Genomic DNA, 24,162 nt, shown 5'->3' with positions numbered 1-24,162 from the left:
CGGAAGGGACAGCGCGCGAACTATCCCTGCAAAACCGGCATTACCAACCTGTTACATTTTCTTCCCCGAAACACCGCAAATGCAAACATCGTGGAATTAAAACAAGGTTGTAGCATTTGCGGCATCTTTGCGAAAAACGGGTTTTTATTTATGATTATTACTTGTTAATACAGGAGTACGCCCGATAGAGATATAATCAAATCCTGCCCTGGCAACTTCTGTACTTTCAAAGAGATTCCTTCCGTCAAAAATCACTTTTGTGGTGAGCAGACTCTCCAGTTTTTCAAACGAAGGATTTCTGAATTCATTCCATTCGGTCAGGATGAGCAGAGCGTCTGCATTTTCACACGCGGCATAATCATTCTCCGCGTAGGAGATACGGTTTCCAAAAACATCCTTTGCCTTCTCCATGGCAACCGGATCATAGGCAGTAACTGCTGCTCCTTCTTCAAGAAGACTGTTGATAATGGTAATTGAGGGTGCCTCACGCATATCATCGGTATTTGGCTTGAATGCGAGTCCCCACACGGCAAACTTCTTTCCTTTTAGGGAGTTCTTAAAATAATTTTTCACTTTGTGAACCAGCACCTTTTTCTGTTCATCGTTTATATAATCCACCATTGCAAGCAGACTAAGTTCTGATTCGGTTGATTTACTTGTCTGGATAAGTGCTTTCACATCTTTCGGGAAGCAGGAGCCGCCATATCCTATTCCTGGGAACAGAAAACGCTTACCTATCCGGGAATCGGTACCCATCCCTTTTCGTACAAGATCAACATTTGCATCCACACTTTCACAGAAGTTAGCTAGCTGATTCATGAACGTAATACGCATGGCCAGATAGGAGTTAGCTGCATACTTGGTTACTTCTGAACTTTCCGGGTCCATTTCAATAATCGGATTCCCCTGCCTTACAAAAGGCTCATACAGCTTTTTCATCTTTGCCAGAGCATCAGGATCATCCGAACCGATGACAATTCTGTCCGGTTTCATAAAATCTTCCACAGCAAAACCTTCTCTCAGAAATTCAGGATTTGATACAACCGCAAAATTATCAGCCCCATGTTTTGCGATGATTGAATCTACCTTCCTTGCCGTTCCTACCGGTACAGTGCTTTTATTTACAATAATCTTAAAATCCTTTTTGTCAGAGGTCTTAAGAATGCCTCCGATCTGATCAGCTACTTTATATACGTGCTGAAGATCTGCCGAGCCGTCTTCCTGCGGAGGTGTGGGCAGACAGAGAAAGATAACCTCTCCCTCTTCAATGCCTTGTTTAAGATCATTGGAAAAGGTAAGGCGTTTTTGTGCAATATTTCTAAAAAAGAGTCCTTCAAGTCCCGGCTCAAAAATTGGTACTTGTGCATTTTGCAGCTGATCTAATTTCTGTGGGTTTTTTTCGATGCAGTGTACCTGATTACCCATTTCGGCAAAGCAGGTACCGGTAACCAGTCCTACATATCCGGTTCCGACTACGGTGATTTTCATGATGTTTGTTCCGTTTTATATTGAAAAAAATTTATGCTGCAATTGTAAGGAGATAACCCGCTGATAAAGTTTTCAATCCGACAGACGGATCAAAATCCTGCTTGTCCGGTATAGAGGGCTTCCAAAATCTGGTCAGGATGATTTTCCGCTTGTTATTTTAATACATATTAGCTGACCCCCTCTATTTACCGCTCACCGGATTCAGTATTCCCGTCATTTTATCCCCATAAACAGTACAGAATTTTTCACTGTTACTTATGCCCGCTCGGAGGAAATTTTGTTCCGCTTATCTGAGATTGCGGTGCCTGCCCTAAACAACCCTCTAATTTTGTCCTCAGATATTTTATTAATCTGAAAGTGAACATGAACCAAAAGACCATACTCGTGACGGGAGGTTCCGGATTTATCGGCTCAAACCTTATCCGCAGAATTATTAATTATACAGACTATTCTGTGGTAAATATTGACAAACTGACCTATTCCGGCAATCCTGAATCACTTATTGATATCGAAGACCATCCTGGATATACATTTATTCAGGCGGATATTTGTGACAGGGAAGCCGTAAGAAAAGTATTTTCTATGTATTCTCCCCGATATATAATGAACCTCGCCGCAGAATCTCATGTGGACCGTTCCATTGACGGGCCTGATGCATTCATTCAAACCAATATCAATGGCACTTTTATATTGCTGAGCGAGGCATATGACTACTTCAAGATGCTTTCTCCGGAAGATAAAGATCTGTTTCGCTTTCTTCATGTTTCTACTGATGAAGTATATGGTTCTCTGGGAGATACGGGATATTTCACCGAAGAGACTCCGTATGATCCCCGTTCCCCCTATTCCGCCAGCAAGGCCTCATCTGATCATCTGGTGAATGCCTGGTATCATACGTACGGACTTCCGGTGCTTATAACCAATTGTTCAAACAATTACGGTCCTTATCAGTATCCTGAAAAACTTATTCCCGTCATTATCCTGAACGCCCTGAAACATAAATCAATTCCATTGTACGGCAAGGGAGATAATATCCGTGACTGGCTTTTTGTGGATGATCATGCACGTGCGCTGCTGAGTGTGCTTGAGAAAGGAAAACCAGGCGAGACTTATAATATCGGCGGCAATAATGAAAAGACTAATCTGGAAATTGTTCATGCTATCTGCGATTTGCTTGATGAGATGAAGCCGCTGGCCGGGAAGAGTTATCGTGAACTGATTACTTTTGTGACTGACCGTCCGGGGCATGACAAACGCTATGCAATAGATGCTTCAAAGATCAGACGCGAACTTGGATTCTCACCCGCATATACATTCGAAACTGGCATAAGAACTACCGTAGAGTGGTATCTTAATAATAACAACTGGTGCACGGCAGTTCTTTCCAATAAATACCAGCTTGAACGGCTGGGCAAATTATAAACATAAGGAGTTTTTAAATGAGTAATAAACGCGCAGTCATTACCGGCGGAGCAGGATTTCTTGGTTCACATCTCTGTGAAAAAATGCTTGAAAACGGAATTGATGTAGTCTGTATTGATAATCTTCTCACCGGATCAGTTGATAATATATCACATCTTTTCGGGAATGACCACTTTAGTTTTATCAAGCATGATGTAACAAATTTTATTCACGTCCCCGGCAATGTGGATTATGTCCTTCACTTCGCCTCACCGGCAAGCCCTATTGATTATCTGCAGATGCCTATTCAGACGCTTAAAGTAGGTTCTCTCGGTACTCACAAGGCACTTGGACTGGCAAAAGAAAAAAAAGCCCGCTTCCTTCTTGCCTCAACATCAGAGATATACGGTGATCCGGAAATTCATCCGCAAACGGAAGACTATTGGGGCAACGTAAACCCGATCGGCCCCCGCGGTGTGTATGATGAAGCCAAACGTTTTGCTGAAGCTATTACCATGGCTTACCACCGTTTTCACGGTGTTGAAACAAGAATCGTACGAATATTTAATACCTTCGGACCAAGAATGCGGCTTAATGACGGACGCGCACTGCCGGCATTCATTTCACAGGCACTCAAAGGTGAAGATATTACCGTTTTTGGCGACGGCTCACAAACCCGCAGTTTCTGTTATGTATCCGACCTGGTTGACGGCATCTTCAAACTTCTGATGTCCGATACATCAGACCCGGTGAACATCGGCAACCCTGAGGAAATTACCATAAGAGAATTTGCTGAAGAAGTGGTACGGCTCACCGGATCAAAGAGCAAACTTACTTTTCTAGACTTACCGGTGGATGATCCAAAGGTAAGACAGCCTGATATCACCAGAGCAAAAACCCTGCTTAACTGGGAGCCGAAAGTAAGCAGGAATGAAGGCCTGATCAAAGCACTGGATTACTTCAAAGGCGCCGCGTTACACAGCTAAAGGTGTCTTAAATCCGAAAAGATTTCAACAGCCTCCGGAGTTACCTTCTCATTCCGGAGGCGTTCATGCCTGGTTTTTAGTGATTAATGTGAATAGACTTCCACTGAGGTCAATAATTTGATAATTTTAAGGTGATTGATAGAGAGAAAAAAGTGGGTACAACATCATCTGTTAGAATAGTTCAATAGTGGCTTACCATTCTGCATCCTCCATTCAAAAAAAAAGCCCCGCCATAGAGAGGTTGCGGGGCCTACCGTGGATCTGACTGGATGGTTCAAATCCAGTCAGTGGTAATAGAAGATAATACTCTAAGTTTTTGCTGAACTATATACAGCTCTGAATTTATCGGGATTGGATAAAATTGAAAATATCCTCGGCAGCCAGAATCTGCTCTGAATCAGATGAAACTGGCTTCCATACAGGACTTTTGTCCCGGTTACTCCTGTTCTGCAATAATTATGTGCAGAGATATCATTATGCCGGTACATGAGCCTGCTATATGTATAACCCTCCGGCGGAGGCTGAACTTCTACAGTCAGGTGGAACCGGAAGCAGTACCATTCAAAATGCAGCCTCAGACCATGACGGTCTACCTCACCTCTTTCGAGTAAATATCCTTTTAGCTTCCTGCTGTTATATGTTGTATATACAGGATTTCCGTCCCGGACAAAATGCAATTCCTGAGATACTATCATATCTTTTTCCTGTCTGTTTTTGTATTTAATCAGAGACCAATTGCAATTCCTTTGCGCTGCGGTTAAATATCAGCTCATCGGGGAAGCCGGTATGAATTTTCAGTTCTTCATAAGGTATCAGAAATTTTAATTCTTTTTGATTCGCTTCCGGAATAAAGACATGCAATTCCGCTTTTTTCATTCCAAAATGATCGCGGATTCTCTTTACGTGGCTTACCAGTGTGCTAAAATCATCATTTTCCCCGGCAAAATGGATGATTTTAATCTCATGGCGTTTCCGGTTATAAAGAGCTGTTTCAAAATAAATAAAACGGTTCCAGACCGGACCTGCTTCAGTATCCTCTGGCCCCCTGCATGCAGCAAAAAACTCATCCGCCTCGCCGGAAAGCAGCAAACCGCATGCAAATCTGGAGTAACGGCTGCGGATATACTCTTCCACCTCCGGTATAAGTGCCGCTATTCCTGTCTCATACCCAGCGGGGTCATTTATACCGCTGCTCCGCTCCTTAAAGCGGTACCAGAAGGGGGGAAAATTGTTCCGGAATATATATCTGCCATACCGGGACTTTTCCGGCTCCGGAGTTGATAGCGGAACAATCCTCCGGATTATTTCTTTCTTTTTTTCAAGAATGGTCAGGTATTTTATTACACTTGTGGCAGGAATACCGATCAGGTGCCCTATGCTGCTTACGGTTGCATACTCATGTGCCAGAGACTGCAGCACTGAATTATAAACTGTATTTCCTTTTTCGGGAATGGAGTGAGTCAGGGTTTCTATTACAGGAGCGAGCGGACTGAACTGCATTCGCATCAGACTTCCGAGCACTGAATCAAATGATCTGCTCCAGAGCTTTTCCTGAGAAAGATAGTGATAAATACGGGGAAGCCCTCCAAAACAAATATAAACGTTTCTGAGCATGATGAAATCAGCTCTTTCATCCTCTGAAAGTGCATAACGGCAGACTTCGGTAAAACTGAGTTCACCAACTTTCACAACTCCGTGAAACAGATCATTCAACACACTAACACTTTTAAGCTGTCCCCCCTCCTGACGGCAGACGGGCAGCGTCACCCCAATCAGGTTAAGTTGGGAGTGTTGTGCATCCTTTTGCCAGAGTTTTTTCAGACGGGTTAAAATACCAGGGTTAATCTGTTCAAGATTGTGAATTTCGTCCAGCCCTGCACATAGAGGTTTGTTTTTTGATAGCTGAAACAGACAGGTAAAAAACTCATCCCAGCTTACCAGTTCGGGAATATAACCCTCGCCGTTCACATATTGCTTTAGTCTTGAAGAAATTTCTCTGAGCTGAAGATGTGAAGGAGTCTGAGTAATTTTAATGTAAATTCCCCCTCTGGACTCCAGAAACTTTGAAACAAGCGTAGTTTTCCCTGTGTGTTTATTCCCTTCAACCAGAATGAATTTCGATGAACCATTCCCGGAACCACACTTTTCTTCCAGATCCTGTATTTCGCTGACCCTGTGAAAATAATTCACCGGTTTCTCTCCCATTAACTATAAAAATGTTTACGTTTCCACCGCGCATTTCAACCCTCATATCCGCATGAAACGGATACCAAAAATCACCAAAGAAATACGAGCTGCTTATTTGATTGCAAAACTCTGATCATACCGGAAAATAAAACAGGAACCGCCAATCATCCCTTACCAATAATCTGTTCACAATAAACCTTCAGCTCTGACAGGAGGCCTGTAATTCCATGAAATTATTATACCCTAAAATCCCGAAAATCCGGTATAATAAATCAGATTGAATATTCATTTTCCGTTAATAATATAAATATTTTTATAATAATTAATAACAAAAATCGGTAAAAAATGCCCCGCGGTTTATCACTCCGCGGGGCGGCCTTTTTTATCAATTGCCGCATCAGTATGGATGACAGCAGATTGATCTGAATTTCTCCGTTATAATAAATCAGATGGTTACGCTTCCCGGGCACAGAAAATATACGCATCATCTTAAGTTAACCAAAGGAATTTCCTATTGATTTATTTTTATTAGAAGTTTCGGTATAATGAGTATCAAGAAGAAGGATTGATTGTCTCTTCAAAGCCCTGGTTTTATTAATCCTTATATTAACCGGTTTATTAACCCTTTTCTTAACCAACCCAGGATGATACTTCTAATGGCTGCGGTGTATATAAATCTCTGTGGTCACTCCGGTAGGTAAAACGCCCAATGAATTTTTTATATATACTGCATTTCAATTAGCCATATTGCTGAAGAAAAAATATTCAGACACCGGCAGACTATGTAAAAAAAACTGTGGAATTACGGATGACTTTAAGAGTAATAATTAATCAGCAATCATTACAAACTCCTGATGAACAACTGTTCTTTAAAACTACGATACCGGCGAAGCCGGGATTTCTTAATGCATCTGCGTCATAAAGAATAAATTCGTACTCTTCAACTCAGGAGAAATTTCAGCTAGGCAGATAGGCTGCAATCAAGATAATGTTAACAACCGAATCCGTATTTAAATAGATACTGGAAAAATGTACGGCCGAAGAACCTCCCCTTACCGCGTAAAAGTAATGAATAGTTTTATAATTTTAGAAGCTTCAGAGGTGAATTTCATTTTTCCCCAAATGGATATCCCAGAATGCAATTACAACAGCAGAACTGACTTGTAAAAGAAATCAAATAAGTTACTTCCCGCTCAATTTATCCATCGCATCTCTCCCCTCTTTTCCCTATATTTGAAATCTCAATTTTTTTGGGTAGCACTTGACGGGCGGGTACCCAACCCCGCCAGGGCCGGAAGGCAGCAACGGTCAGTATTCCGTCCGGGTAAGTGTCTACCCTTTTTTTATTCAAAAATCTTAGCGGGAATCATATATTCCAGCACTCCCCGCCCTTTTGCAGCCCTGGATGTGAATGAAATCCTGGCAATCATTGCCTTTTTGAATTCAACATGCAGATGCCCCAGAGAAGTCATATTCGAAACATGGTGAGACATATCCGGCTCATGCCCGAAGAGCATGACTGAATTAACTCCTGTCATATTAATCATTTCACAGACGCTGTCAGTATCCAGATTCCCGGCAAGAAGCCGGTCGAAGGTTATTTCCGCTTTCACCCCAAAAACGCTGTGGACAATCTCAGCCGTCTCTTTTGCCCGCAGCAGAGGGGAGGAGACAATCAGTTCCGGTACGGGTATAATTTTTTTCCAGTATTCAGCCGCCTTTTTAACCACCTTCCTGCCGTGGGGGGTGAGCCGGCGCTCAAAATCAGACACGGAATATCCTCCGGATTCAGCTTCTCCGTGCCTTATTAAATATACATTCATGAACAGTTCACTCCGAAAGAATTGATAATAGCTTCGTATATATCCTTGTGCTTTTCATAGGAAAATGCCGGCGCTTCAAAGATGATCAGGTAACGCTTGTCCGAGCAAAGCACCTCAAAAAACTGCATATGCAGCCTCTTAACCACCATCATTTCCGTCATACGGACGGGGAATGGCTTTTCTACCCGTATTTCAAGACTATGGCTCAGATGATTTTCCGCTGAGTCATCAATGGCAAGCTCTATCACAGAGAAACTTGCCGCCTGGCTGTCATTGATATACATCGTTCCTTGCTTGGGCTGCTTTATATAGGCAGTAATAAAGATATCCCTGCGGATCTTCCATCCCTCAGGCACAAATATCGAAAAACCCTTTGGCTGCTCAGGCGGTTTCTTAAAGAGCTTCGCTGAGTCCTCGGCTGACATCCACCCTGTTGAGCGGAGAGCCGTATTTTTATCATAAATCTGCCGGTCGCTAACCTTACCCTTGAACGTGTTAATCCGCTGTACTACCATCGAATCAAAATACCGGTATTTCCCCTGATAGGTTTCGGTGCCGGAATCATAGGTAAAGATTTCCCCCTCCGGAGTAAAATCGGAATTCGGCTCAGTACGGAATTTTGTGCTGATAGTTTTAAGCGAAATGGACTCTATATACTGCTCCCGTTCAACATTGTTTTCTTTATAATAGGTGAACGATCTGAAAGCCAGAGAATAGGTGGTATAATGATACGTATATAAATTAAGCCTACGGACAATAATGGTATCCTTTGTCCTGAAACTTTCCGTTACCCGGAAGTAGGGGATCGAATCAAGCTGACCGGTAAAAACCGAAAGATTGCCATTAAGCGATTTATCCATAAGATAGAGATGCCCCAGACTGTCATAAACCGCGAATCTGTTATATACCGGATTGGGGTTTTCGAGCAGGAGGTAATAGAACTTCAGACGGTTTTTGGCGGTGATGCTGTCCAGATAAAAGGTATTCCACTGCCCAGGAAGAGGAAGGGAGTAGTCAAAGAGCTCTCCAAGCCGGGCATTTACCGCTTCGTTTCCCGCGACAGCTGATTCAACAAGCTTAAACAGATCATTTCCCGTGAAGGGTTTTACATCCGATTCGGTGGTGCAGCCGCTGAAAGCAGCCACAGTTATAAAAATAAGGGCAGTTACGCCTAAACTCAGTTTGTTCAGCAAATCAGTGAAATTGTAAATAAACACAAAATAAAATATATCACTTTTTTGGCTTACTCTCCGGGAGGAAGTTCAGCCAACCCCGTTTCATCCGGCTGCTCTGATTCATCCTCAGCAAGCAGTTCAGGATGCTCATTATAATAGCGGACAATCAGGTTGGCCCTCTTTTCCCCGACAACCGGCGTAAGGGTATCCATTCCGGCAGTTCTTATTGCCCTGATGCTTCCAAAATGGGTGAGCAGTTTTGCGGCAACAACATCCCCGATTCCTTTAATTTCATTCAGTTCCGAGGTAAATGTTCTTTTGCTCCTGCGCTCACGATGGAAAGTGATTGCAAAACGGTGCGCTTCATCCCTGACCTGCTGCAGCAGTTTAAGCCCGGATGATACTTTGGGAATGTTTTCCGGTTCAGACTGTCCGGGGAAGAAAACCTCCTCAAGCCGCTTTGCAAGTCCGATAATTGCATAATTCTCATACCCCAGTTTGTTCAGTGCCTGCACAGCACTTGAAAGCTGCCCTTTGCCTCCGTCAACCATAATTAAATCCGGAAGTTTACCCCCTTCTTCTTTCAAACGTTTATACCGCCGGCTTATTACTTCAAACATACTAGCAAAATCATCAGGCTCCCCTTCAGTACTGCGGATTATAAATTTCCTGTAAAGACTTTTCTTTGGCTTACCGTCAGAAAAGACCACCATGCTCGCAACAGTGTCAGTCCCCTGAAGGTTAGAGATATCAAAACACTCAATCTTGCGTGGCAGATGTTTCAGCCGGAGATCCCGCTGTAACGCTTTGACCGGATAAGGAAGATTCCCCTCTTTCTTCATTCTCTGCAGCTGAATATCCTTGAGCTGCAGAAGAGCATTTTCTTTGCAGAGCTTAAGCAGCGAACTGAGATCTCCCCGCTTCGGATAATGAAATGTTACTTTTTTCTCAGCTTTTTTTCTGAGCCATTCAAGGATCAGTTCAGTCTCCGGCGGTTCTGCAGCAAGCAGTATTTCATCAGGTATCTCAACCATTTCTGCGTAAAACTGCTTTATCACCGATGCATAGATATCCGCTTCAGTGCTGTCATCACTTATGGAAAGACGCAGCTGTTTTTTACCTATCAGTTTACCGCCTCGGAGATTAAAGATGGTGCATGTTGCATCTTTCCCCTCAAATGCAACTCCTATTACATCCCTGTCCTCCTCATCGCTGCTGATGATTTTCTGCTTTTCTGAAATGGTTTCAAGTTTGTCTATTTTATCCCTGATCTCAGCAGCAAACTCAAACCGGAGATCTGCCGCTGCAGCATTCATTTCCTGCTTCAGTTCTTTTATCAGATCGGAAGTCTTGCCTGAGAGGAGCTTGCCAACCTGATCTGCCATCTTTTTATAATCAGCAGATGAGATTAGTCCTTCGCAGGGACCGTCGCACTTCTTGATATGATAATCCAGACAAACCTTAAACTTCTTTTTTTCTATGCTCTGTTCATCTATCTGAAGCCTGCAGCTCCGTATCCTGAACACCTGAGTTATCATCCTTAGTGCCGAACGCATCGCACGGACTTCCGTATACGGTCCGTAATACCTGGATCCGTCGCGGATTATCCGGCGGGTGGGAAATATCCTCGGAAATAGTTCGTTGGTAATGCGTATATACGGGAATGATTTGTCATCCTTCAGCAGGATGTTATAGCGGGGCTTATACTGCTTTATGAAATTGTTTTCAAGGACCAGCGCCTCAATTTCAGAATCAGTGATCACTAACTGCAGATCGTGAATTTTCTTCACCATCAGCCCGATCCTCACGGAGTGATCCCCCTTCTGGAAATAGGAGCGTACCCGGTTCTTAAGGTTTTTCGCCTTGCCTATATAAAGGTACTTGCCTGCCTCGTCAAAAAACTGATAGACACCCGGGTTATCAGGAAGATTCTCAAGCTTTGTCTGAAGATCCGGATGCATGCCCGCCGGCTGTTTTACCTGAATACGTAGTTCTTGGGTATAACCACAATTCCGGATTCGGACACAGTAAATTTCTTCCGGTCTTCTACCGGATCAAAACCAATTTCGGTTCCTTCCGGAATCACTACATTCTTATCAATGATGGCACGGCGTATTTTAACACGGCGGCCAATATTGCAGCTGTTCATGATGATGGAATCGGTTATATATGAGTAGGAGTTCACTCTCACATTGGCACCAATAATTGAGCGCTCAACCAGACCGCCTGATACAACAGTTCCGTCGCACAGCATCGAGTTGAGTGTACGGCCTATTCTGTCTCCTTCGTGTGACACGGTTTTTGCCGGAGGATACTGATTCTGATACGTGCGTATCGGCCAGTCATAATCATACAAGTTGAATTCTGGAACAACCGATATCAGATCCATGGTGGCATCATAATAGGATTCAATGGTCCCGATATCCTTCCAGTAGGGCTTCGTCTTCTTGTTTTCATCCACGAAGTTATAGGCATACACATCCATGCCGTTTTTAATCATGTATGGGATTACATCCTGGCCAAAATCATGATTCTTGATTTTCTTGGATACCATATCGTTCAGCACGTCCCTCAGTACACTAGTGTTAAAGATATATATGCCCATATTCACCAGAGACTGCCCCGGGTTGTTCGGATCTTCGGGGGGATTTTCCGGTTTCTCAATAAACTCACTTACCTTATTATTAGGATCAATGCCTACAATGCCGAACCGGCTGGCTTCATCCACGGGAACATTTATACTTGCAAGGGAAAGATCAGCCTTGCGGTCAATATGGTTCTGCAGCATTTTCAGATAGTCCATTTTGTATATATGGTCACCGCTGAGGAGCAGGACCCATTTACACTTCCGGTCAGATGAAAAGAGGTTCATGTTCTGGTAAATTGCGTTCGCGGTGCCGAGATACCAGTCACCGTTGATTTTTCTCTGCGGTGGTACGGTAAAGACAAATTCACCCAGTTCCGGGTTAAAAATGCTCCAGGCCTCATAGATATGCTGATTAAGTGAGTCTGACTTATACTGAACCAGGATATAAATCCTCCTCAGTCCGGAGTTCAGACAATTGGAAAGGGCGAAGTCAATGATGCGGTATTTGCCGCCGAACGGCACGGCCGGCTTACTTCTGTAGGCGGTTAACGGATAAAGCCTTTCCCCCTGCCCTCCGGCAAGGATCATGGTAATAGTGTCTCTGAGGATCGCGGAACCTGGAAATATCATACTGTAACTCCGGAATTTAGTCCTAATTTGCCTGAAGATGCTTTATGCAAATTAACATAAAAATATTGTGAAAATGAAGCATTTACTGCTGTTTAGTACGCTTATTTTAAGAAAAAGTTCTATACTGATGATTAATTATCCGGTCTGCCTGACTTGCAGCCGCAGTTGAAGATTATATCCCTTCACGCCGGATTTTAACTGTACCATATCCGGTTTCTCCTATGTTAAATTACTGTTATTGCTTCATCTTCAGGGGTGTAAGCCGGGGTTTTCAATAGATTCTGAGCCCTTTTTTTCGTAAATTTGTGTTTTAAATTTTTTTTCGTGCGATGCAGATAGGTATAGTAGGACTCCAAAACAGCGGAAAGACCACCCTTTTTCAGACACTAACCGGACAGGTAACCGATACGCCGAAGGCAGACGGCTCAAGAGGCGTAGTTCGCGTCCCTGATAAACGGCTTGATCTCCTGACGGAGATGTTTAATCCCCAGAAAAAAGTGAACGCTATTCTTGAGTTCATTGACATCCCCGGTCTTCAGGTTGCAGATACCGGAAAAGTGAAGATCACTTCCGACTTCCTGAATAAAGTAAAGAATAACGATGCACTGCTTCATGTGGTGCGCCAGTTTCAGAATGACGCGGTTCCTCATCCGGAAGACTCTATTGACCCGGTCAGGGATATCGAATTCCTTGAAACTGAATTTCTTCTGAATGACATGGCGATGATAGAAAACCGCCTCCAGAAAATTGAGAAGGATGTTCAGAAATCAAAAAGCGATCAGCTTGTCCGTGAGCTTCCGGTCTTCAAAAAACTGATGGATCATATCTCCAATGAAGTGCCTCTCCGCCTTCTTGAACTGGATGAGAATGAAAGGAAAGTAATCTCAGGGTATCAGTTTCTTACCATTAAGCCATTAATCATCGGACTAAACCTTGATGAAAACTCCAAAGACAAAGCCGATGAACTGGTTGCATCAATAAACACCCGGTTCGAAAAATCCCAGTTGATTGTTATCCCCTTCTTCGCCCAGTTTGAACTTGAACTGGCAAATTTATCTGAAGAAGAAGCTTCCGTATTCATGGAAGATATGGGCATTACCGAGTCAGCGCTTTCCAGAATCATCCGCCGTTCTTATGAACTGCTGGGGCTGCAGTCATTCTTTACCGTGGGTGAGGATGAGTGCCGTGCCTGGACCATTAAGGTAAACGACACCGCGCAGGATGCGGCAGGAGTTATCCATACAGATTTTTACGCAAAGTTTATCCGCGCGGAAGTGGTTCATTATGAAGACCTTCTTAAATTCCAGACTTTCGCAAAATGCAAGGAGGCCGGAGTCTGGCGCCTTGAAGGCAAAGAATACATTGTAAAGGATGGAGACATCCTCAATATCCGTCACAGCGGCTGATAAACGCATACAGCACCGATGAAAAGATCCCGGCATATATATACAAAGATTTAATTAGAAACGAAGAAAGCTCAGAGTGAGTCATAAAAACAAGATAAGAAACATTGCAATCATCGCCCACGTTGACCATGGCAAAACCACACTGGTTGACCATATCCTTAAACAGACCGGCGCCTTCAGGGAAAACCAGCAGGTTGAAAAAAGGATTATGGATTCAAACGATATTGAAAAGGAACGCGGAATTACCATCCTTGCCAAAAACCTCAGTGTGCATTATAAAGATTTTAAAATTAACATAGTTGATACCCCGGGACACGCAGATTTTGGCGGTGAGGTAGAGCGTACCCTCAAAATGGTTGACGGTGTTCTGCTTCTGGTTGATGCTGCAGAAGGCCCGCTGCCTCAGACAAAATTTGTGTTAAAGAAATCACTCGATCTTGGTCTCAAGCCGATTGTGGTCATTAATAAAATTGACCGTCATGATGCCCGCCCTGATGAAGTTCTGAATGAAGTTTTTGACCTTTTCGTTTCACTTGGCGCTAATGATGAGCAGCTAGATTTCCCCTTTGTCTATGCCATTGCGAAACAGGGCATTGCAAAACTTAACCTGACTGATCCGTCAGAGAATCTTATTCCCTTGCTTGATATCATCCTTGAAAAGATTCCTGCTCCTCTGGTTGAGGAATCCGAACCATTCAGAATGCTTATTTCGGCAATTGATTATAATGATTATCTGGGAAGAATCGGTATCGGAAAACTTCACTATGGCAAAGTGAAAGTTGGTGATGACACAATTCTGATACCTCGGGAAGGCAGCCAGCAAAAAGTGCGGATTACCAAACTTTATGTATATGATAACATTAAGCGCGTGGAAACCACTGAAGCATTTGCGGGCGATATCGTTGCAGTAGCAGGTATGGAAGATATTGATATCGGTGATACCCTTGCCAGTCCCCTTAAACCAGAGGCGCTTCCCTCTGTTGCCATCGAAGAGCCGCGTATATCAATGAATTTTATTGTAAATAACTCCCCTTTTGCAGGACAGGAGGGTAAATTCGTTACGACACGTAATCTCGGCGAACGTCTTTCAAAAGAACTAAAAACTAACGTCGGGCTTCGTGTGGAAATTACCGAATCTGCCGATGTCTTTAAAGTAAGCGGAAGAGGTGAACTGCACCTCGGTATCCTGCTTGAGAATATGCGCCGTGAAGGATTCGAGCTGATGGTGAGCAAACCGGAAGTTATCCTCAAGAAAATCAGTGATGTGATCTGCGAACCGGTTGAACATGTGATTATTGACGTGCCGGAAGAGTTTGTTGGAATCGTTATAGAAAAACTCGGAAAGCGAAAAGGGGAAATGAAGAACATGATTACATTGCAGGATAATACCAGAATCGAATTTGTGGTTCCTGCCCGCGGACTTATCGGATACCGTTCGGAATTTATGACTGATACACGCGGTACCGGAATTTTGCATCACAATTTCCATGGCTATGAGCCCTTCAGAGGAGAAATTCAGCAGCGCCTGCGCGGAGCACTGGTCAGCCAGGAAGAAGGTATTGCTTCTGCTTATGCAATGTTTAAATTGCAGGAGCGGACAGTATTTTTTATTGAACCGGGCATCCGGGTATATGAAGGAATGGTCATCGGAGAAAACAGCCGTGAAAACGATATGAAGGTAAATGTCTGCAAAACCAAGCAGCTTACCAATATGCGTGCATCCGGTGCTGATGAGGCAATCCGCATTGAACCGCCGCGCCAGTTAACCCTTGAACAGGCAATTGAGTGGATTACCGATGATGAATTCGTTGAGATTACTCCGCAGAATATAAGAATCAGGAAACGCTATCTGACTGAGATGGACAAGAAAAATGCCAGACTCAGCCAGAAACGTGCTGAAGAACTTCAGCAGTTATAAAATAAATTTCACGTAACCGTATATACAAAAAGGAAAACGCCGTGATTTCGAAAAGAGCCAGTAAAATCCAGGTATCACCCACCATGAAAGTTGCCGGCAAGGCAAAAGAACTGAAGGCACAGGGTATTGACGTTATTGACCTGAGTCTTGGTGAACCTGACTTCCCAACACCGCAGAATGTGAAAGATGCTGCCGTGCGGGGACTGGCTGAGGGGCATACAAGGTATACTCTTAATCCCGGCACTATGGAACTTCGTAAAGCCATCAGCACCAAACTGAAAAATGAAAACGGGCTGGATTATGATCCTTCTGAAATCATTGTTTCAAGCGGCTGCAAACAGAGTATCTTTAATGCAGTAATGGCAACAGTTAACGAAGGTGATGAGGTAATCATTCCCGCCCCATATTGGGTCTCTTATCCTGACATGGTATCCTTGTCAGGCGGGGTATGTGTCTTCCCTCAGACCAAAGAAGAAAACGGATTCCGCATTACTGCTGAAGAACTTGAAGCGGTGATAACCCCAAAAACCAGAATGCTCATACTCTGTAATCCTTCCAACCCGACCGGAGGATCGTTTGATGAGAAATGGCTGAAATCAATCGCTGATGTGGTGAAAAAACATAACTTCTATGTCCTCTCCGATGAAATCTACGAAAAGCTGGTGTTTGATGACTTTAAATTTGTCAGTTTCCCGGCTGTGGCTCCTGACCTGAAGTCACAGATTATACTGGTCAACGGAGTCTCAAAATCCTACGCAATGACCGGCTGGAGAATAGGATATACCGCGGGACCCAAAGAAGTGATTCAGGCAATGGATAAAATCCAGAGCAACAGCACATCAGGTCCTTCCGCAATCAGCCAGTATGCTACCATAGAAGCGCTGCTCGGTGACCAGTCCGAAGTTGAAAAGATGCGTGTCGAGTTTGAGAAGAGAAGAAATTATCTCTACGATGAAATAACCAAAATCCCCGGATTTACCTGCTACAAACCCGAAGGAGCTTTTTACCTCTTTCCGGGAATAAAGTCTTTCTTTGGAAAATCTTTTAACGGCAAAGTGATTAAGGACTCCATGGATTTCTCCATGTTCCTCCTTGAAGAAGCCCGCATTGCGGCGGTAGCCGGCTCCCCGTTCGGTTCAGACGGATATATACGCTTTTCCTATGCCACCTCTATGGCACAGCTTGAAGATGCCGTCAGAAGAATCAAAGCCGCAGTCGCAAAATTGGTATAGGAATTATCAGGCTTGAAGTAAGAATTTCATTTACCCCGATCGGGCATGAATTCCAAATAACCTGAACTTCAATTCATATGCAGTTAAGCGGTGACCCGTTAATTGAAACACAATGAAATGAACATATGAACTGTGTTGCAGCGTTCTTTTAAGACAGAACCAGCAACAAATGATTCAAAAAGCCGCGGATTTGCAGGTTATTATTTACATCACCAAAAGAACTCATTTTTGAGTAACAATGCGGTTACCTGTCTATAGGAAGCCAAAAAAAATGATTAGCCGCATCGCTGCCTCATATTAAACCACTGATCCGCAATTCTTTTTATCTCCCCCTGTATTACAAACTACAACCTCCTACCTGCTCTTTGCTTTCAGCGCCTCTGCCACCACCGGAGGCACAAACTCTGCCACATCAGCGTTAAACTGCGCGAGCGACCGGATGATGGATGAATTCAGATAGGTATATTTTTCATGCGGCATCAGGAAGACGGTGGTGATATCCTCCGCAAGTTTCCGGTTCATCAGCGCCATCTGGAATTCATATTCAAAATCACTCACTGCCCTGAGTCCACGGATGATGGCAACGGCTCCGGTATTACGGGCAAGATCGACCACCAGACCGGTGAAAGAATCTACCTCAATATTTCCGATCTCTTTTACACTCTCTCGCAGAAAATGCATCCGCTCTTCAATACTGAACATCGGATTTTTTGAAGGATTAATCGCCACTGTCACTCTCACACCGTCAAAGAGCATACAGGCACGCTTAATAATGTCTATATGCCCCATGGTTACCGGGTCAAATGTTCCGGGATATAATGCAATTCTTTTTTTACTCATGATTGTTATCTCGCTGCTATTCCTGTTGCGTATGAACCAAGATCAAGAACTCTGACCACCTCATTTGTAGCTGTTTCTATGATTCCAAGATTTGACGGCTGATTGCGTCCTTTAACTGCGTACCTCGGCTTATAGGCGTTCATCTCATTACAGCTGGTCACAAAAAGATATTTCCCGTCCGCGCTGAGTGCGGAACCATACAGCATGCTGAAATTCGGATAGGTTATATACTGTGACACAGACCAGTCTGTTCCGCTGAAGTTTATAACTGCAATCTGAGCTGAGTGCATCAGATTTACATATAGCCGGCTTCCGTTTGGCATAATGGATATCTGCATCGGGTGGGAGTTAAACTGTATATCCTTCAGAAGACTACCAGTACCAGCATCATAAACAAGAAGTTTGTCAGATTTCCGGCAAGAGACATACAGATACTTATCATCCGGCGAAACATAGATATGCATCGGTTCATGGACCGTTGCCGTTCCGGAAGACATCACAATGTCATCAATTACCGGATCACCCGTTGCAGTGTTCAGAACCGTTATCCTGTCCTTTGTCATGTTTGCTACATACAGTTTAGTGGCATCAGAATTAAGTGCAATGCCGTGCGGTATGCCTGAAACCGGTATGGCAAGTTCATTAACAAGTTGCATGGTTGCAGTATTAATAACGTAAATGCTGTTATAAGAACCCGAAGCGGTTGATGATTTTGATACAAATGCTTTCGATCCGTCAGAAGAAAGTTCAACCATTCCGGGGACATCCAGCCCGGTCAGTTCCGCAGCAACTGAATTATCCGCAATACGGTATTTAACCAGTTTACCGGCCCGGATCTGCGTTACGTAATAATAATCGCCGAAAACTTTGACGTTATGCGGAGCAATCTGCGTTCCGGATCCCAGTTCAACAACACGGGAGATCATTTTTTTATCACCATCAATAACATAAATCTGATTGCTCCCCTGGCTGCATATATACGCCCTGACCGAAGGATTTGAAAACGGCACCTCCCGGTGATGATTCCTCGCACCGTTCAGTATCCAGTTGCGCACAGTCTGAATCTGTGTTTCAGAGAGGGGGTTCTTGTTATAGGGCATGTGCCTTGTAGAATCAGCAACATTGCCGGTAATCAGACGGTAAACCAGACTCTCCTCAGGGCTGAACGGCACCACCGCTTCACCGCCATAAACCCCCTCACCCTGATATATACCAAGCCGCTTTCCGTGGCCGTGCCCCCCGCCGGAGGTTGTATCCCTCCCCTGAGAACCGGCAATCATTTTATCATAAGTCTCAAACGATATCCCCCCCTGTGGTGAAGCCCCCGCGTGGCACCCGCTTAAGGCACAGTTTGTTACAAAAACTTCAGCAACCGCCCGGCTCTCAAATCCGTTATTGTTTGCATCAATCGGGTCTGAATTGTGACCATGATCTTCAGAACAGCCGCTGCTTATCAGAGCTGTAATGAGTAATATGTACAGGAATATATATCTATGGTTTTTCATCAATTTTTTAATCATTGCTGGTTAAATAAGTAATAATAGCTTCGCAGAATTTAGGCAGATCATCAGGCCTGCGGGAGGAAATCATATTCCTATCAACCACAACCGGTGCGTCTATCCATTCCGCCCCGGCATTAATTAGATCATCCTTGATTCCCGGAGTTGAGGTACAGCGGAATCCTTTCATGATTTTGGCTGAAATAGGTATCCAGCCCGCATGACAGATGTGCGCCACCAGTTTACCCTGACTGAACATTTCATAGGTGACCTGCAGAATCCTGGGATCGCGGCGAAGTTTGTCAGGAGCAAATCCTCCGGGGATTATCAGGGCATCAAAATCATGAGAATTCAGCTTGCTGATCGCGATATCTGCCTTGCAGGGATAACCATGTTTACCGCTATATACCTTTGAAACATCAGGGCCTGCTACTGAAACTTTTGCCCCGGCTTCCTCCATACGCAGTTTAGGATACCACAATTCCAGATCCTCATACACATCATCTACAAACATCAGAATCTTCATTTCCGATATATTTTTCATTTTCGCTCCTCATAAACTATTTCGGGTTTTCTCATTCGCGTCATTGTACCATCGCTTATCCGGCCATACGGTACTCTTAAACAAGAAATATTTATCAGATTTAATTTAAGAAAATCTTATTTTACTGTTTGTTTCAAATTTTAGTGAATATTATTGACCAGGAATCATACAAAGAAAACCCTCAGCATTATTTCGGCTGCCGCAGTCTCTGTATTTATGTACTATTTCCTTCCGGAGGGGAACGAAGGGCAGCACATAAATGCAATGGGGGCAGTTGCCTCTCTGATGGCTATTCTCTGGATTACTGAAGCACTCCCACTGGCAGTCACCTCCCTTTTTCCAGTAGTGCTCTTTCCCATTTTCGGTATCGACAGCGGCGATAAAACCGCAGAATCCTATATCAACTCAACCATCTTCCTCTATCTTGGCGGCTTCATGATAGCACTTGCCATGGAGCGATGGAATCTTCACCGGCGTATAGCCCTCAGCATCATCTCTGTTGTTGGATCAAAACCAAGCGGTCTGATACTTGGTTTCATGCTTGCCACTGCATTCCTTTCCATGTGGATGTCCAATACGGCGACAGCCGTTATGATGCTGCCAATAGGACTTTCCATCATCAGCAAACAGGAGGAGTTAACCGGCGGGGATAATACAAAAGCCTTTGCTCTCCCTTTATTGCTGGGAATTGCTTACTCCGCATCTATCGGAGGAACGGCGACCCTGATCGGAACTCCCCCAAATATCTCCTTTACGAGAATTCTTTCGATTATCTTTCCTGAAGCGCCCGAGGTTAATTTTGGCAACTGGTTTCTTCTTGCGTTTCCGATTGCTGTTATTCTGCTGACATTTACCTGGTTTATGCTGACAAGAATTCTCTTCAAAGTCGGGAGATCAGCCACAATCGGAAAATCACAGATTAAAGAGGAATTGCATAAACTCGGCCGGGCTGCTTTTGAAGAAAAAGCGGTTGGAATAGTATTCTTGGCAACCGCAATCTTATGGATGACCCGTGCAGATCTTAATCTCGGCTTCTTCATCCTGCCGGGGTGGTCTGGTATCTTTCCGAAATCTGCCTTTTTTAATGACGGCACGGTTGCAATATTTACCGCACTGCTTCTCTTTATCATTCCGGCCCGTAACAATGGGGAAAGGATTCTCGGAGGGGATGTATTCCGTAAAGTTCCCTGGGATATTATTCTGCTTTTCGGCGGCGGATTTGCACTCGCAAAAGGATTTGTTATTTCCGGATTATCAACCCATATCGGCAGCCAGTTAAGCGGTATCGGAGGGCTTCATCCACTTCTGATTACTTTTGTAATTGCTGTGGCAATTTCCATGCTAACAGAACTTACCTCAAATACGGCAACTACCGAAATGGTTCTCCCCATACTGGCAGCTTTCTCCGTTGCGGCAGGAATTAATCCCCTTCTTCTGATGATTACAGGAACTCTTTCAGCATCAATGGCTTTTATGCTTCCGGCAGCTACTCCGCCAAATTCAGTCATTTTTGGCTCAGGCAGGGTGACAATCCCGGAAATGGCAAAAGCGGGGGCATTTTTGAACCTTTTTGCTTCGCTGTTAATTACTATCTTTGTATACTTTCTTGGAATCATCATCTTTGACATCGATCTCAGTACCTTACCGGGCTGGGCTTTGCCAAAATAGCAATTGATGATCATTTACTCCGTCACAACAGAGGTGCCCGCTGCTTTAGCGCAGCAGTGGACGGAATGGATGAAGCGTGTGCTAATACCTCAGATTCTGCAGACCGGGTGTTTTCTTTCCGCCCGGCTAATGAGAGAAATTGCAGACTCAGGTTCTGCTGATATGAAATACCGGGCTGATTATGTCTGCCCTGATGAGACAGTTCTGCAAAGGTATTTCAGCAGTTATGCCCCTGCTCTCAGAGATGATTTTAAAAGGAATTTTCCCGAAATAACAAAAGTACAAAGAACTATTTTACAACAAGTGTATACGGAGGATTGTTGAAGTTTCCCGGCATTATTCTTTTGATGTTATTCACCCTTTCAGGCCTGGCATCCGCCAGTTCCTCAAAACTGGATCATACCACAAGGGATTATGACCAGATTCACATCACCCTTCGCCTCTCATTTGATTTTGAAAAAAAACAGGTGAACGGAAAGTCTGAATTTACCTTCACGCCTCTTAAGAATAATTTTTCTCTTCTCCGCCTTCACAGTAAAACCACTGACGTCCGTTCTGTTACGCTCGGTAAAAAAAAGCTTACTTTTTCGTCAGACGGTGAAATTCTTAGCATAACCCTTGACAAAAAATACAGCACTCAGGATACGCTCACCCTTGCAATTGAGTATATATCACTCCCGGAGAGAGGCATGTATTTTTTCTCCCCTACGGCAGAATTCCACACCATGCCCTATCAGATCTGGACTCAGGGACAGTCCAACAACAACCGTTTCTGGTATCCGGCTTATGATCTCCCCGATGACAAACTGACTTCAGAAATCTTTCTGACTGTTCCGCAGAATTTCAGAACCAGTTCCAACGGTATTCTGCAGGATACGGTAAAAGATAATAATGGCAGCATGACCTGGCACTGGAAAATGGACAAACCTTACTCCAACTATCTCACTTCAGTGATTGTCGGGGAGTATTCAGTCATCACGGAAGAATTGGAAAATACCCGTCTGGAACATTTTTTCCCTCCGGACTGGGATCAGGATAACGCCTCTTATATATATGGCAGGACCGCACATATGCTCCGCTTTTACAACCGCCTGCTGCTTCCTTATCCCTACAAGCGTTATGCGCAGATACCCGTGCAGGACTTCGAGTGGGGAGGGATGGAAAATATCACCGCTACAACTCTCAACAGAAGAATTAATCATGATAACTGCGTTAAACCAAACTATTCCGCGGACGGCCTGATTGCGCATGAACTGGTGCATCAGTGGTTCGGAGATCTGGTAACCTGCCGCGACTGGAATCATATCTGGCTGAATGAGGGCTTTGCCACCTACTACACAACACTCTGGGAAGAAGAGTATTTCGGTTATGATGGATATATTGCCTCCCACATTGGCAATCAGCGTGATTATATTAACCAGTGGCTCGGCAACATTAAAACCGCCGATGACAGCACAAAAAAAGCAAAAATTCCCGTCGATCTGAACGGAGGTGTTGCGTATGATAAGGGAGCTTCTGTGCTGAATATGATCCGTTATGAACTCGGCAGGGATGAATATAATAAAGCCGTTGCTGATTATACACAGAAATACCGTGACGGCTCAGTGGTGAGTGATCAGTTCAAGGATGCACTCCCGGAAGTTTCTCATGTTGACTGGGACAAATTCTTTGATCAGTGGGTCTATGGCAGCGGTTATCCGGAACTGAATATCAGCTATACCTATAATGAAACAACAGGCAAGATCAGCATTAAGGTGAATCAGACCCCTTCGTTTGGTTCCTCTGAGCAATTCTTTGTGATGAACCTCCCTGGCGAAGTTCTCACCGCTGAAGGTTCATTTCCATTTACCCTGAATATAAAAGGGGCTTCTGCCTCATTTGAAATCCCTTCAAAACTGAAACCGGATGCGGTAACATTTAATTCACATTCCGCAATACTGTGCACGTATGAAGTATCCTATAGTTTTGATGAACTGGTATATATCCTCCTTTATTCCGATGATGCCTCTGCCCGCCTTTATGCAGCATCGCAACTGCACAAATTTGATAACAGGGGCACAGCGTCCCTTGCTTACGCCCTTAAAAATGAGACAAATTTTCTCGTAAAGAAAGAAATTGTTCTCTCACTGGATAAAATTAACAATATCTACTCCCTCAGGGCTCTCTATTCCGGACTAGATGACCTGGACGGCAGAGTGAGAGAAGCGGCAGCAAAAGCCATCGGTGCATTTGGTGCAGTAATGACTCCTGCAGATGCGCGGGAGGAAGTTCAGCGACTGCTGAAAAACAAGCTCAGCACTGAATGTAATCACTATGTTCTTGGAGGCCTTCTGGAAACTTACGGCAAACTGAAATTTGACGACAATTACCAGATTCTGAAAAGTTACGCACTTAATGTTTCCCATCTGGACGCAGTCCGTTCAGGTGTATTCCGCGGTCTGGCCGGTTATGAGCAGGATGAGCTCTTTGATATCGCCGTAAAAGCGCTCGATTACAATATAGCTACAGGAGATATGCATCTTGGTGATATTACAGTTCTGGACTGGGCTTCCAGGCATTATCAAAAGCATCCTGAAAAAGTGAAACGCATCATATCTGAAGGGCTGAAAAATCCTTATTTTCGCACAAGGATAAAAGCCGCAAATGTAGCAGCGGAGCTTGGTATAACCGCAATGGCGGATGAGATCAGTTCCCTGCTGGCTAATGAAAGAAGAATCGTCGTAAAAGAGCCGGTCGGAAAAGCTCTTGAGAAACTTAGAAATAGTAAAAAATAAGTAT

General features: G+C 44.1%; 18 protein-coding genes and 1 other RNA gene. 9 read left to right on the top strand and 10 right to left on the bottom strand.

All coding sequences use genetic code 11. The features are described from left to right. Window positions 1-144: 144 nt before the first annotated feature. The gene (locus tag HRU80_07795; GenBank protein QOJ28788.1) at window positions 145-1,488 is read right to left on the bottom strand and encodes a UDP-glucose/GDP-mannose dehydrogenase family protein; all 1,344 of its coding nucleotides are present in this window, start codon (window positions 1,486-1,488) and stop codon (window positions 145-147) included. Between the two features lie 363 nt (window positions 1,489-1,851). Here HRU80_07795 and rfbB point away from each other — a divergent pair, with 363 nt between their 5' ends. Both rfbB and HRU80_07785 read left to right on the top strand, forming a co-directional pair. Further along, window positions 1,852-2,910: a dTDP-glucose 4,6-dehydratase gene (gene rfbB, locus HRU80_07790; protein ID QOJ28787.1), complete on the top strand. Its 1,059-nt coding sequence runs from the start codon at window positions 1,852-1,854 to the stop codon at window positions 2,908-2,910. A 17-nt stretch (window positions 2,911-2,927) separates the two neighbouring features. Continuing rightward, window positions 2,928-3,875 (top strand): SDR family oxidoreductase, encoded by a 948-nt coding sequence (locus HRU80_07785; GenBank protein QOJ28786.1) that lies wholly within the window; start codon window positions 2,928-2,930, stop codon window positions 3,873-3,875. A 308-nt stretch (window positions 3,876-4,183) separates the two neighbouring features. Here HRU80_07785 and HRU80_07780 read toward each other — a convergent pair whose 3' ends face one another. Beyond that, window positions 4,184-4,570: a hypothetical protein gene (locus tag HRU80_07780; GenBank protein QOJ28785.1), complete on the bottom strand. Its 387-nt coding sequence runs from the start codon at window positions 4,568-4,570 to the stop codon at window positions 4,184-4,186. A 25-nt stretch (window positions 4,571-4,595) separates the two neighbouring features. Then, window positions 4,596-6,065 (bottom strand): hypothetical protein, encoded by a 1,470-nt coding sequence (locus tag HRU80_07775; GenBank protein ID QOJ28784.1) that lies wholly within the window; start codon window positions 6,063-6,065, stop codon window positions 4,596-4,598. A 1,246-nt stretch (window positions 6,066-7,311) separates the two neighbouring features. Between HRU80_07775 and ffs the strand changes: the two genes are divergently transcribed. Then, an RNA gene (ffs, locus tag HRU80_07770) (signal recognition particle sRNA small type) lies at window positions 7,312-7,406 on the top strand. Here ffs and sixA read toward each other — a convergent pair. The 4 genes from sixA to glgC are packed head-to-tail and all read right to left on the bottom strand — an operon-like array spanning window position 7,406 to window position 12,277. Beyond that, window positions 7,406-7,885: a phosphohistidine phosphatase SixA gene (gene sixA, locus HRU80_07765; protein ID QOJ28783.1), complete on the bottom strand. Its 480-nt coding sequence runs from the start codon at window positions 7,883-7,885 to the stop codon at window positions 7,406-7,408. The genes ffs and sixA overlap by 1 nt on opposite strands. Next, entirely contained in the window at window positions 7,882-9,078 is a 1,197-nt protein-coding gene (locus HRU80_07760; GenBank protein QOJ28782.1) for a hypothetical protein, read from the bottom strand. The genes sixA and HRU80_07760 overlap by 4 nt, the downstream gene beginning before the upstream one ends. 50 nt (window positions 9,079-9,128) lie before the next feature. Beyond that, window positions 9,129-11,021 (bottom strand): excinuclease ABC subunit C, encoded by a 1,893-nt coding sequence (locus HRU80_07755; GenBank protein ID QOJ28781.1) that lies wholly within the window; start codon window positions 11,019-11,021, stop codon window positions 9,129-9,131. 14 nt (window positions 11,022-11,035) lie between these two features. Then, entirely contained in the window at window positions 11,036-12,277 is a 1,242-nt protein-coding gene (glgC, locus tag HRU80_07750; GenBank protein ID QOJ28780.1) for a glucose-1-phosphate adenylyltransferase, read from the bottom strand. A 329-nt stretch (window positions 12,278-12,606) separates the two neighbouring features. On the opposite strand from glgC, the gene ychF reads away from it, so the two are divergent. From ychF to HRU80_07735, 3 genes are all read left to right on the top strand, one after another. Beyond that, the gene (gene ychF, locus HRU80_07745) at window positions 12,607-13,683 is read left to right on the top strand and encodes a redox-regulated ATPase YchF (protein ID QOJ28779.1); all 1,077 of its coding nucleotides are present in this window, start codon (window positions 12,607-12,609) and stop codon (window positions 13,681-13,683) included. 76 nt (window positions 13,684-13,759) lie between these two features. After that, a complete protein-coding gene (gene typA, locus HRU80_07740; GenBank protein QOJ28778.1) occupies window positions 13,760-15,601 on the top strand; it encodes a translational GTPase TypA in 1,842 nt (613 codons plus the stop codon). A gap of 83 nt (window positions 15,602-15,684) precedes the next feature. Further along, window positions 15,685-16,833, top strand: coding sequence for a pyridoxal phosphate-dependent aminotransferase (locus HRU80_07735; GenBank protein QOJ30488.1), 1,149 nt, complete (start codon window positions 15,685-15,687; stop codon window positions 16,831-16,833). Window positions 16,834-17,187: 354 nt separating this feature from the next. Here HRU80_07735 and coaD read toward each other — a convergent pair whose 3' ends face one another. From coaD to HRU80_07720, 3 genes are read right to left on the bottom strand one after another with little or no spacing between them, the layout of a single operon-like run. After that, on the bottom strand, window positions 17,188-17,673 hold the full coding sequence (coaD, locus tag HRU80_07730; GenBank protein QOJ28777.1) for a pantetheine-phosphate adenylyltransferase: 486 nt from the start codon (window positions 17,671-17,673) through the stop codon (window positions 17,188-17,190). Between the two features lie 5 nt (window positions 17,674-17,678). Further along, a complete protein-coding gene (locus HRU80_07725) occupies window positions 17,679-19,178 on the bottom strand; it encodes a beta-propeller fold lactonase family protein (protein ID QOJ28776.1) in 1,500 nt (499 codons plus the stop codon). Window positions 19,179-19,185: 7 nt separating this feature from the next. Next, window positions 19,186-19,716 (bottom strand): type 1 glutamine amidotransferase, encoded by a 531-nt coding sequence (locus HRU80_07720; protein QOJ28775.1) that lies wholly within the window; start codon window positions 19,714-19,716, stop codon window positions 19,186-19,188. Window positions 19,717-19,932: 216 nt separating this feature from the next. Here HRU80_07720 and HRU80_07715 point away from each other — a divergent pair, with 216 nt between their 5' ends. The 3 genes from HRU80_07715 to HRU80_07705 are packed head-to-tail and all read left to right on the top strand — an operon-like array spanning window position 19,933 to window position 24,158. Further along, entirely contained in the window at window positions 19,933-21,384 is a 1,452-nt protein-coding gene (locus HRU80_07715) for an SLC13/DASS family transporter (GenBank protein QOJ30487.1), read from the top strand. Between the two features lie 6 nt (window positions 21,385-21,390). Beyond that, the gene (locus HRU80_07710; GenBank protein QOJ28774.1) at window positions 21,391-21,708 is read left to right on the top strand and encodes a DUF4286 family protein; all 318 of its coding nucleotides are present in this window, start codon (window positions 21,391-21,393) and stop codon (window positions 21,706-21,708) included. Further along, a complete protein-coding gene (locus HRU80_07705) occupies window positions 21,705-24,158 on the top strand; it encodes a HEAT repeat domain-containing protein (GenBank protein ID QOJ28773.1) in 2,454 nt (817 codons plus the stop codon). Before HRU80_07710 ends, HRU80_07705 begins: the two co-directional genes overlap by 4 nt. Window positions 24,159-24,162 lie beyond the last annotated feature (4 nt).

It is taken from the genome of Ignavibacteriales bacterium (genome assembly GCA_015709675.1).
GTDB lineage: Bacteria > Bacteroidota > Ignavibacteria > Ignavibacteriales > Ignavibacteriaceae > H2-BAC3.
The sequence above is the reverse complement of the archived record's forward strand: the minus strand, read 5'-3'. Positions and strand labels throughout refer to the sequence as shown.

Excerpts from the sequence above, each read along its gene's own strand:
- HRU80_07780 (QOJ28785.1), bottom strand. The coding sequence starts at position 4,570 with ATGATAGTATCTCAGGAATTGCATTTTGTCCGGGACGGAAATCCTGTA.
- HRU80_07710 (QOJ28774.1), top strand. The coding sequence starts at position 21,391 with ATGATCATTTACTCCGTCACAACAGAGGTGCCCGCTGCTTTAGCGCAG.
- ychF (QOJ28779.1), top strand. The coding sequence starts at position 12,607 with ATGCAGATAGGTATAGTAGGACTCCAAAACAGCGGAAAGACCACCCTT.
- HRU80_07720 (QOJ28775.1), bottom strand. The coding sequence starts at position 19,716 with ATGAAAAATATATCGGAAATGAAGATTCTGATGTTTGTAGATGATGTG.
- HRU80_07785 (QOJ28786.1), top strand. The coding sequence starts at position 2,928 with ATGAGTAATAAACGCGCAGTCATTACCGGCGGAGCAGGATTTCTTGGT.
- HRU80_07795 (QOJ28788.1), bottom strand. The coding sequence starts at position 1,488 with ATGAAAATCACCGTAGTCGGAACCGGATATGTAGGACTGGTTACCGGT.
- glgC (QOJ28780.1), bottom strand. The coding sequence starts at position 12,277 with ATGATATTTCCAGGTTCCGCGATCCTCAGAGACACTATTACCATGATC.
- HRU80_07755 (QOJ28781.1), bottom strand. The coding sequence starts at position 11,021 with ATGCATCCGGATCTTCAGACAAAGCTTGAGAATCTTCCTGATAACCCG.
- coaD (QOJ28777.1), bottom strand. The coding sequence starts at position 17,673 with ATGAGTAAAAAAAGAATTGCATTATATCCCGGAACATTTGACCCGGTA.
- rfbB (QOJ28787.1), top strand. The coding sequence starts at position 1,852 with ATGAACCAAAAGACCATACTCGTGACGGGAGGTTCCGGATTTATCGGC.
- HRU80_07735 (QOJ30488.1), top strand. The coding sequence starts at position 15,685 with ATGAAAGTTGCCGGCAAGGCAAAAGAACTGAAGGCACAGGGTATTGAC.
- HRU80_07715 (QOJ30487.1), top strand. The coding sequence starts at position 19,933 with ATGTACTATTTCCTTCCGGAGGGGAACGAAGGGCAGCACATAAATGCA.
- HRU80_07725 (QOJ28776.1), bottom strand. The coding sequence starts at position 19,178 with ATGAAAAACCATAGATATATATTCCTGTACATATTACTCATTACAGCT.
- sixA (QOJ28783.1), bottom strand. The coding sequence starts at position 7,885 with ATGAATGTATATTTAATAAGGCACGGAGAAGCTGAATCCGGAGGATAT.